Annotated in this window: 7 protein-coding genes; all 7 read left to right on the forward strand. The window is 55.4% G+C overall.

Translation table 11 applies throughout. The features are described from left to right. Positions 1-267: 267 nt before the first annotated feature. The 7 genes from abiEi (at position 268) to KO490_RS00440 (ending at position 9,460) form a co-directional block, all read left to right on the forward strand. Entirely contained in the window at positions 268-891 is a 624-nt protein-coding gene (gene abiEi / locus KO490_RS00410) for a type IV toxin-antitoxin system AbiEi family antitoxin (protein ID WP_216017429.1), read from the forward strand. Next, entirely contained in the window at positions 888-1,805 is a 918-nt protein-coding gene (locus KO490_RS00415; protein WP_216017430.1) for a nucleotidyl transferase AbiEii/AbiGii toxin family protein, read from the forward strand. Before abiEi ends, KO490_RS00415 begins: the two co-directional genes overlap by 4 nt. 421 nt (positions 1,806-2,226) lie before the next feature. Then, on the forward strand, positions 2,227-3,825 hold the full coding sequence (locus KO490_RS00420) for a hypothetical protein (protein WP_216017431.1): 1,599 nt from the start codon (positions 2,227-2,229) through the stop codon (positions 3,823-3,825). 433 nt (positions 3,826-4,258) lie between these two features. Then, positions 4,259-5,566 carry a HEPN/Toprim-associated domain-containing protein gene (locus KO490_RS00425; RefSeq protein WP_256447451.1) on the forward strand — a complete coding sequence of 436 codons (1,308 nt, stop codon included), beginning with the start codon at positions 4,259-4,261 and terminating at the stop codon, positions 5,564-5,566. 503 nt (positions 5,567-6,069) lie between these two features. After that, complete coding sequence (locus KO490_RS00430; RefSeq protein ID WP_216017433.1) at positions 6,070-7,440, forward strand: FRG domain-containing protein; 1,371 nt, start codon at positions 6,070-6,072, stop codon at positions 7,438-7,440. Positions 7,441-7,768: 328 nt separating this feature from the next. Then, complete coding sequence (locus tag KO490_RS00435; RefSeq protein WP_216017434.1) at positions 7,769-8,200, forward strand: hypothetical protein; 432 nt, start codon at positions 7,769-7,771, stop codon at positions 8,198-8,200. An 864-nt stretch (positions 8,201-9,064) separates the two neighbouring features. Further along, positions 9,065-9,460, forward strand: coding sequence for a hypothetical protein (locus KO490_RS00440; protein ID WP_216017435.1), 396 nt, complete (start codon positions 9,065-9,067; stop codon positions 9,458-9,460). Positions 9,461-9,643 lie beyond the last annotated feature (183 nt).

Genomic DNA, 9,643 nt, shown 5'->3' on the forward strand with positions numbered 1-9,643 from the left:
TGGCTTTGAAAATTAACGATTCTGGAGCCTAGGGACCCGTCATCCGTTTCCAGGTCAGGTGGTCCAAGTCCAAGTCCAAGAGCAAGTAACATCAGTTTCGCATTTCAGTTCGCTACCGGTAGGGCTGAAAACAACGCACGGCCAGAAAGCATCACTCTGCGACAAGTCTATACTGGCATAGAAAACATGCTGACTGCATTGCCCCGTCGATCTTAACCACTATACACAAAACCTAGAAATACTCCGTAAAGAAGTAGACTGGTAGGTATGCGGGCGCTCGAAGCCATCAAGATCCTCGACGCATGGGACAGGAAGGGCCGTCAAGTCTTCCGGGTCGAGGACCTGCGCAAGCTGATGCCGGAGCGTTCCGAGAAGACCTTCGTCGAATCCGTGCGGCGCCTCGTGGCGCAGGGCTTGCTCGAGCGGGCCGCCAACGGCATCTACATCAACCCGCGCTCAACCGCTCCAAGCACCAATCTGCTGGAGAAGATCGCCGTGGCGCTCCGCCGCGGCGCCTGGTCCTACATCAGTGCGGAATCCGCCCTGTCGGAACATGGCGCGATTTCCCAGATCCCTGTCGGGCTCATCACGGTGATGACCACGGGACGGTCAGGGCGGTTCGATACACCTTTCGGCACCATCGAGTTCAGCCACACGAGCCGGGCGCCGGAGGATATTTTCGAAGGCACGATCGAGACCGGGCGCCCGTTGCGCCTCGCCAAGCCACTCACGGCCTGGCGCGACCTCCAGCGCATGGGTCGCAACCTGCACATGGTCTCGATGGCCGATCTCGAGAAGATCGGCGTGCCGAAGGAAGAGATCGCCGTAGGACGGCAACGCAATGTCAGGCTGTCTGCCTCTCGACAAACCCGGGAGGATCCATCGCCATGATGGTCAATTTCCAGCAGCTTGTTGACAAAGCCATGACGCCTGACCGGGCAGGGCTGCGCCCAGTGATCGAGAAAGAGCTTCTGCAATACGACATCCTGTTCGCGCTGGATCAAGCGGGCCTGCTGAAGAGGTTGATCTTCCAGGGCGGCACCTCGCTGAGGCTTTGCTACGGATCATCGCGCTTTTCCGAAGATCTCGACTTCGTCGGTGGCGTCGATTTCACCAATGCCGAGCTGATGCAGATCTCGGATATCCTGCAGGACTATCTAGACAAGCGATACGGGCTGGAGGTCGATGTAAAATCGCACAGGGAGGTCCGCACGCTGCCCGAGAACCAGGGCATCACAATCGACAAGTGGCAGGTCGTCGTCACCACCAGCCCCGGTCAGAACCACATTCTCCGGCAGCGCATCAAGATTGTGGTGACGAATATCCCGGCCCATACCAATACCGTCATGGCGCTTGAGCGGAACTACGACTTCCTGCCCGACGGCTATCAGGATTTGCTGATCCCGGTGGAGGAGCTTGACGAAATCATGGCGGACAAGCTGGCGGCATTCCCGGCCTCGACCGGTCGCATCCGGCATCGGGATGTCTGGGATCTGCGCTTCCTCAGCCAGAAGGGCGCAAAGCCGGATGTCGAACTCGTCCGCAAGAAGGTTGCCGATTACGGCATCGTGGATTGGGAGCCCAAGCTCGCGGCCGCTGTGACCAATATCGTCACCGTCGCCAGCTCTGCCGAATTCCGCAGCGAGATGGACAGCTTCATCGCGCGCGATGCTTGGAAGCGGACCTTTGCCCGGGATGGCTTCACCGATCTCCTAGGCAGGACGAATCAGGCGCTGTTACAGGAGGTCCACAACGCTTTCGCGCCAACCACGGCACCCGACACCGATCTCGACTTCAGAATGTGACAAGGGGGCGGAAAGCGGCCGTTATGAAGTCACGAACTTATATAACAATCGCTTATCGGCCTGGGCCAAAGTGGCCGTTCATCTTTTGCGCAGCATTCTTGCGTAGCAGCTGTCAAAGAGGCGTAGGGGCCGACCTCCAGCACTTGCCCGACCAGCAATAACAGAGCGACGAAAAGTGGACTGATAGCGGTCAGGAAGGTTTCATATGCGAAGCTATCATAGCTGTGCGCGTCGATAGCAGCAGCCTTCACAGTGGTGGCAAGAAAAGTAAGGACAAAGATATTCTAAACAAGCTTTGCGGCTTTTGTATAACACCAGTGAGAATCGACGGTTGGACTATTGCTAACGAGTTGGCAGTGTCGGCCGACAGGGCCGGTGACGTATTAGCGGCAAAGCAAGAACTAGGGGAGCAGGCGCAATAATGAACGATGCGATCGAGGACTATCAGCCGAGCAAGGTTGATCTTGAGATGTTCGAGGTTGGTCTCGGCAGCGCTATTTATTTGCGACTGCGGGGTGCCGACGGAGACATCAGAATCCTCGCAGACGGCGGCGTTGGCAATGGCTATGTGGAAGATCACGTCCTAACAAAGCTTAACGCCGTCTTCGAAAGAGAAGAGGTTGCAGAGCCACGCATCGACTTAATGATCGCGACTCACTATGACGAAGATCATCTCAAGGGCCTCGTCCCGATCGTCCGGAGCGGCATAGCGATCGGCGACGTTTGGCTGCCGCCGGTGACGAGTGAAGATCGCAATGTGCCAGCCGGAACACAGCCGGCGCGAAAGGACATGCTTGGCGAGGTGCTGACGAGCGTCCCGGACCTGTTAGTCTATCTGCGCGAACGTGGCCGAGAGATCACGCGAGCCCATCGTTTACTGGCTCGGCTCGGCTCCGACAGCAGCAATTTTTATGCAAACGATCTTGAGGGTCGGCATTTTGAGGAAGGGAGCGGGGGCCTTTCCGACGAACAGCTTGATGCCTTAATCATCCCATTTAGGATCGCATACAACGAAGCTGGCGGTCCAGCGGCCGGGTGTGATCATGCGGATGACGCTGACCTGATCGATCCGGTCTCCTATCAGGATCTGCTTAAGAACTTCGAGCCATGGGGCGTCATGCGGCACTGGCGGTATCTGGGCCTGATCGGCGAAGATGCACTCGATCACCTGGCTGAGTATCTGAAGGCAGGCGGCGATACCAAGCCCGCGATCCTGTCATTGCGATATCTCGTCAAGATTTCAGCGCGGAAGGCGATTAACGGGGCTGCGCTTCATAGACTGACTGTAGCTCTCGCCAAGGCAAAGGTCGTCCCAAAGTATCTGACGATTAGTCGCGGCATTCCAGAGGACTTCCGTTGGGATGCAGCACTTCGGCGGTTTGAGCCCGCGTCAGGACCGGGCGTCGCTGAAACCCAGATCGCGCTGCTCGGTCCATCGGACTGGTTAGTCGGCAAGTTCCGCGACCGGCTGCCGGCGCGTGCAGCGGTCTATATGGCCCTTACCAGCAATATTCCGGTCAAAGGAATCACGCCGAGCAACGATCTCAGTTATGTCCTGACGATCAGCCACGCTGGCCAGACGACATTGATCTGCGGCGATACCGGGATGTGGGATTTCAAGGCCGGACGCAACGGGTTCGAGAAGAAGTTGCTTGAGCGCCTAACGGATGTCTCAGTTGCGCAGGTGGCGCACCATGCCGGGCTGAACCGCTATTTCTATCACAGCTTGCGAGAAGCTTGGCGTGGAAGGAAGGATGCGATGCCATACCTGCTTGTCTCGCATGCCGAGAACGATGCGCATCGACCGAACACCGAATTCGAGACCTTTGTCCGGACGGGTTGGGATAGAGACGCGACGAACCTCCTATTCACGTGTCAGCCATCGCCCGCGCATGTCACGCATATCCGTCATAGACTGCACAAACTAGAAAATGTGCCGGCGCCCATGTGCCGCTGCGACATCCGGATGAGCTACAGTCCTGCCGGATGGGCGGTGCTCAAGCATGGGATCAAGGTTTAGGGCCTATAGGCAATTGCGGGCAAAGCACGAAAAGGTGACGGGTAGCTGAAGCGCTATGCCCGCCTGGGGGGAGAGCAGCCCTTTGGTGATGCAGCAGAGGGTGAGCTACTCCCTAGAAATCGGCAGGGACGGAAGCTACGATTTGACGTTTGCCGGTTCCTCAGAACGAGGAGATCTGGAATTCGTAAACGAGGAACCATGACGCTAGCTTTAAGGCGCGCGCGGCACTTGAGGCTGTGAAGGGCGAGCGCAATGTGTCGAGCTGGCCGCAGATTAGCTTACCTTACCTAATATGCTGGGAAGGCCACGTGTGGTCCGCGTGGCAGCATTCTTCCACCTACTGCTTGGGCTTCCTTTTCTTTTCAGTCGGCGGAGATAAGATGCAGGTCTAATCGCGAGGACGAGCATGCGGACATTGCCACAGCCAACTAAGATGACGCTCAGGTTGGGAGGCATGCTGATCGAGACGATCCCATCTACAAAGGATGACATCCACGCAGCCCTCTTTCAGAAGGGAGATGCGCGCGATTTCTCCGATGACGAACTTCACGCTGACGAGCTTGCTGCCAGAGAGCGGCTAGAAAGGGAGAACGCCGCATTCGGGTATAACCTTGAAGGCACCTACGTTCAGGCCGCGAGGCGCACGCTTCGAGCGATGGTTGATCGCCTTGATCTCCTCGATTTTGGGCTTGAGCGTGCTGAGGAAAGGTTCCGGATCGGGACATGTGATCTGGATTCCATTCTAAATGATAAGGCTGATGTTACAGTTACCTTCGCCGAGGTCGTAGACCTATGTCGGCGCCATCCGGTAGCTGACCTTTTGGTGCAGCCTGTTGATCTCTTCGCCGAACTACTGGCGCTGCGCTCCCCGATACAGTTTGCATGGGTTGAGAACCAAGATGAGCTACCGCCAGGAATAGAGCAGCTCGGCGCTCTACTTGACGCAGTTCCGCCCCTGTGTCGGCTAAGGATTCTGGCCGAATGCCCCAAGAACCTCGACCAGGAGGTCATCTGGCACTACGGTCCCGCGATCACTGATATGGAAATGTCAGAAGAACAAGTCCGGCTCGGCCCTTCTCGCTTAAACACTTACCTTGTCATCACAGAGGGGAAAACAGATGTCGCCATCATTGAGGCGGCGCTGCGAAAGCTTCGACCTGACTTGGCTGACTTCTTTCGATTTGTGAGTAAAACGACAAGAGACTCGGGTTGGCTCTTTGAGGGTGCCGGGGAGATCCCAAAAATCCTATACGGTTTATCAGAGCTTGGTGCGGGCCTGCGCGTCATCGGAATATTTGATAACGATGTGCAAGGTTGGACCAGCTTCAAAACAATCGATCCGCGTGCTATCGGCCCCTACTGCCGTGCGATGGTGCTGCCCTCCCTACCAGAATTCGAAAGATTTGAAACCTACGGCCCCGGACCTGAACCTCTGACCCTGAGCATTAACCAAGTCGGCGCTCCCATTGAGGCATACCTCGATTTGACAAGAAAAGACATCGTCGGAAGATGTGTTCTTCGGTGGCAGCGTTGGCATAGCGATCATGGAAAGTATGCAGGTGCAGTGGAACCGAAGGAACCGCCACAAACGGATTTTCTCAAATGGTGTGCTATTGAGCACGGGCGCTATAACACCTCGAAGATTGAAGCAGTTCTCGACGCACTTGTCGGCGAAGCGAAGGCAATGGCAATCCGCGTCGGACATCGCAACTTTCATTGGAGTATAGGAAAGTTCGAATAGGCTCACATAGAATTGGCAGGTGGGGCGCACAGTCATTTCTCGCCGATAAGGGATCCGAGGCGTAGAGGAGAGGACGAGCAACTTTTGGCCGCGCCACGAGGCGCTTTGAAGTGGGATGCACCACATTCGAAATACGTCTTGTCGGAAGTCGACCGATAGTGGGCCGAGTAAATTCGACACGCTGGTTAGCAAGTATCTCGATCCTGACGTCGCGCTCGGCGCTGTTGTTGATGAAGGTCTCCCTGATGCCAAATTCTTGCCGAGGCGTGACCATGACCGTTCCTCGTCTGACGACCGAGATTGCGCGCAATGCTGCCCCTTTTCGTCGCCCCTGCCTTTTTGGCGGGATCGCGGTCCTGACCTGGCCGCGTTACCTTCTTCCCAGAGCTTATCAGAGCAAATCATCCCATATGCTTAGGCCCTCGAACACCGGCAGCCTCTTGTTGCATCGTGCAGTTTGGGCATAGTATTTAAAATGCAAGTAGGAACGCGACGGCGGGCAAATGGCAGGCAACTTCAACTACATTTCTTTTGGCAACGTTGACTACGTCGATGGGGCGGCCCAAGTCGGTATGAGCCGGGGACGTATGCTGGAGTATACGCCAAAGGAGCTAGCAAACGGGCTAGATGAGCTTGGCGAGGAGGCGCTCGCCTTCCTCGGGACGCTACCCACTTTCTTGTGCAGCGAAGTTTGGCGAGCAAACGGCAGCGCAACAATGCATGTGCGCTTCGGTCAGCTTAAAAATGTGCAAGCTGATCGAAAAGAAGTTGTAGCAGACTTCGAACCAATCGTGGAATTTGGCGAGGTCACTTTTTCCGATGTCAACGATGCAACTGAGGCGTTTGGGGCCGATGGCTTCCAGCTATACCGCACACACTGGGCGGTCCGAGACGGCGAAGTAAGGCCTATCCTTGAGCTTCTTGCTCAACGCAAGCCGGAATATGCCCACTTGGTGGCCAAATACATTAGGGACAAACAGGTTGCTCCAGCTGCAGCACCGCCGGAGCAAAAGAAGAATGTCATTGCCACCGTCAAAAACATAGAAGAATTTCTTGCAGCGCTCCAAAGCTTACCGCCGCGTGGAGATGCGGAAGTCTTTTATCGCGGGCATGAAGACGCGAAGTATGAGCTTACACCTACGGTGTTGCGAAAATGGCCTGACGGCAGTTGGCAGTTCCTAACTAGCGAAGATCGCCTTAGTAAAGAGTTGCTTATCGCTCATTACGAGGAGTTTCAAGGTGATCAGTATTGTTTCGATCGCCTGGTTCGCATGCAGCACTTCGGATTGCCAACGCGGCTTCTTGATATCTCAAGTAATCCCTTAATTGCCTTATTTTTTGCCTGTTACGGCTCGCAAGAGTTGATTGATACTCCCGGAGAGGTAATTATTTTTAGGGTGCCTGAGGCCAGGATAAAATATTACGACTCTGATACTGTAAGTTGTATATCCAATTTATGCAATCTTAGCTATGATCAGAAAAATGAAATTGATCTCGCGCTAGATATTGACAGTTTCAATAGTAGCAAGGTCGCTGAAAAGCTACTTCATCACATCAAGTCAGAGAAGGGCTTTTTCGAAGGCCGAATTAACCCCGATCATTTGGGATCGATTGTTTGCGCGAAGGCCAAGCACAATAACGCACGTATCAAGCCCCAATCGGGCGCTTTTCTGTTATACGGTCACGGAGCAATCCTCCCTGATACCGGTCAAGACGGCTTGGAAATATTGCGCCTAAAAATCATCGGTAAACAGGGCATCCTTGAACAGCTTGATGCGCTAAATATCAATGCAACAACTGTTTATCCCAGCATTGATCAGACTGCAGAGCATGTTAAAGGAAGGTATAAGCGCGCACAGGCATCCATGCGTTAAGACTGCGTTGTAAAACCTAGGTTGGATCAACAGCAGCTCATTCCAATGCAATAATTGCCTCGCGCTCGTGGACCAGCGGCTTCAATCTCGCGCGCACCGGCCACATTGGCCTTTTGAATCGCCGCAAAACCCATGAACGGCCGGTTCCGGGAAGCTGCACTGCAGCAGTTTACTAAACGTGACCGACTGCTATGGGCCGAACAGACCTGAATGTATTGAGGCAGTGTCCAGACAGCTCTGGCTTCACCCCCGCGGCGTATCTTGCATTGGGCATCGCGTTCGCAGCACGGTAAGATGGAAAAGAGAAGCAAGGAGCGAAACATCAAGAATGCGGAAGCTTTCGCACCAGCAATCGGGCAATCTTGGCGAAGCCCTCGCTCTTGCAAAGCTGAACTCCTTGGGAATCGCAGCATATGTGAGCCCTGAGGGGGCACCGGGACATGATCTGATGGCTGTGGTGAATGGCTTGGCTCGCTCCATCGAGGTGAAGACCCGTCAGTTCCTGCATCGGCCCACCGAGATCTCCCGCTGGCCGGTCGATATGGCGACGAAGGGCGATGCGGATTTCTTTCTTTTTGTCGAGCTCGATCTACGAACGCTGTCGCCGACGTTCTACCTTTTGACGAATGATCAGGCACGCGCTACCCATCGCGTCTCCAAGGGACTCGGTAACTGCTATCCGTCTGACGTCCGTAAGGCGGTCGCTCCGAACGATTTCTCGCCGCTTTTCGCCGCGACTATGCCTCACGCGCCGTCATAGAGTTCGGCCGCACCCAGAAGATTCTGCGCAGCCCCGCACACGGCATGACCAAGCGGGAATTTTCGCGCGCAGTTGTCCATGATTGCTCTGGGTAAGTCGCACGGCGCGCAACCGGATGTAGGCCGCCCGCTATCGTTAGAATGAGCCGGATCGAAGAGCTTCGATGCGCTATGATCTTCGCAGCGCCGCGGTGAATGAACACTGCCCTCGAAATATCCGGGCAGGAAACAGTGCTCCCAAGATGGGTTGGCCATTGTGGCGGAAGTAGCTAGCTTATTCAGAAAATGCGAAGGCCCAACAGGGAAAGCGGTGTATAGGTGTCTGTGAGGAGAAGGGCGAAGAATGAGTAAGTCGGACGACGAATACGATCCGGAAGACAAAGCTTGGCTAGATGCGTTCAGTGAACAGATGTCGAGACCTGGTCCGAACGAGGAAGAGTTCTTTCGAAAGATGCGCGAACAGCAACTGGGAGTAGGTCTCGATGAACAGGGGAACTTGGTCTGGGGCGATGGGACACGGGGTCCTCGCCCAGGTCTGAACCGTGATCGCAGCTGAGCCATAGGCGATATCACGCGACATGATGTAGCTTTCGTGAGAGGGCAGGTATGTCTGTAGGTCCAGTTTGCGGCGCCCAACGGAAGCGAGGACTGCCCGTGACGATCCAACCCAAGACATAGCTATGCGCATTGGTAGAAAAATCGTTCACGCCGATCTGCTCAACGCGAAGGCCGGATCTACTGGATCCGCACCGGGATATCGGTGGCCCATCTTGTTACTCTTGGGCCCCACTGCGGGCACACGATAACTTGGACCGGCGGCGCACCAGGTAGACCGCTGAAGAACGAGCCGTATCGGGGGCGGATTATGGGCGTAACGATCTTTGCAGCAAAAGGCGGGGTTCCAGTTCTCGGGCCTGGGCATCGTCTCCAGGGTATGCGAACGGCGGAGGAGCAGGCGGATAACGAACAAGTATCCGCCACTGAGTGGTTTGACGCCTCCGTGGCAGCCTTCCATACTTCAGCTGGGAACTTCGTGACCATCTGCGAGCTGCTAGAGTTGCCGAACTGCGTCAGTGAATTCGATCCGCAGGTGGTTATCGCAGCCTGCGATACGGCGCTTCTGGATCTTGATGACCTTCTCGTTCGGCAGGGGCTCGGACTTTCCGACCGCAAGTTTCACTTTCGACAGCTTATGCAGATCAGAGACATTGCGCTCGTAGGGCGTTCTCGGGGCGCGGACAGGATCATCTGCACCTACTGATCTCTCTTGCGATCCGCCGTGGGCGTGTCCCTCGGTGTCCACTATCCTTATTGGACTTGGCCGTATTGGATGTTTTGCGGGGCGCTCGGTCGGCGCCCTCAAATAGGCAAAGTGATTCGCAGAAGACCGCGGAGATCTCTTCTCACTGCTACGCGTAGTGCAAGTGACCTGCCCCCCGCGAAA

Source organism: Paracoccus sp. C2R09 (genome assembly GCF_018860625.1).
In the GTDB taxonomy this organism is placed as follows: Bacteria; Pseudomonadota; Alphaproteobacteria; order Rhodobacterales; family Rhodobacteraceae; genus Paracoccus.

Coding starts and splice junctions, on each gene's coding strand:
- KO490_RS00425 (WP_256447451.1), top strand. CDS start 4,259: ATGACGCTCAGGTTGGGAGGCATGCTGATCGAGACGATCCCATCTACA.
- KO490_RS00435 (WP_216017434.1), top strand. CDS start 7,769: ATGCGGAAGCTTTCGCACCAGCAATCGGGCAATCTTGGCGAAGCCCTC.
- KO490_RS00415 (WP_216017430.1), top strand. CDS start 888: ATGATGGTCAATTTCCAGCAGCTTGTTGACAAAGCCATGACGCCTGAC.
- KO490_RS00440 (WP_216017435.1), top strand. CDS start 9,065: ATGGGCGTAACGATCTTTGCAGCAAAAGGCGGGGTTCCAGTTCTCGGG.
- KO490_RS00430 (WP_216017433.1), top strand. CDS start 6,070: ATGGCAGGCAACTTCAACTACATTTCTTTTGGCAACGTTGACTACGTC.
- abiEi (WP_216017429.1), top strand. CDS start 268: ATGCGGGCGCTCGAAGCCATCAAGATCCTCGACGCATGGGACAGGAAG.
- KO490_RS00420 (WP_216017431.1), top strand. CDS start 2,227: ATGAACGATGCGATCGAGGACTATCAGCCGAGCAAGGTTGATCTTGAG.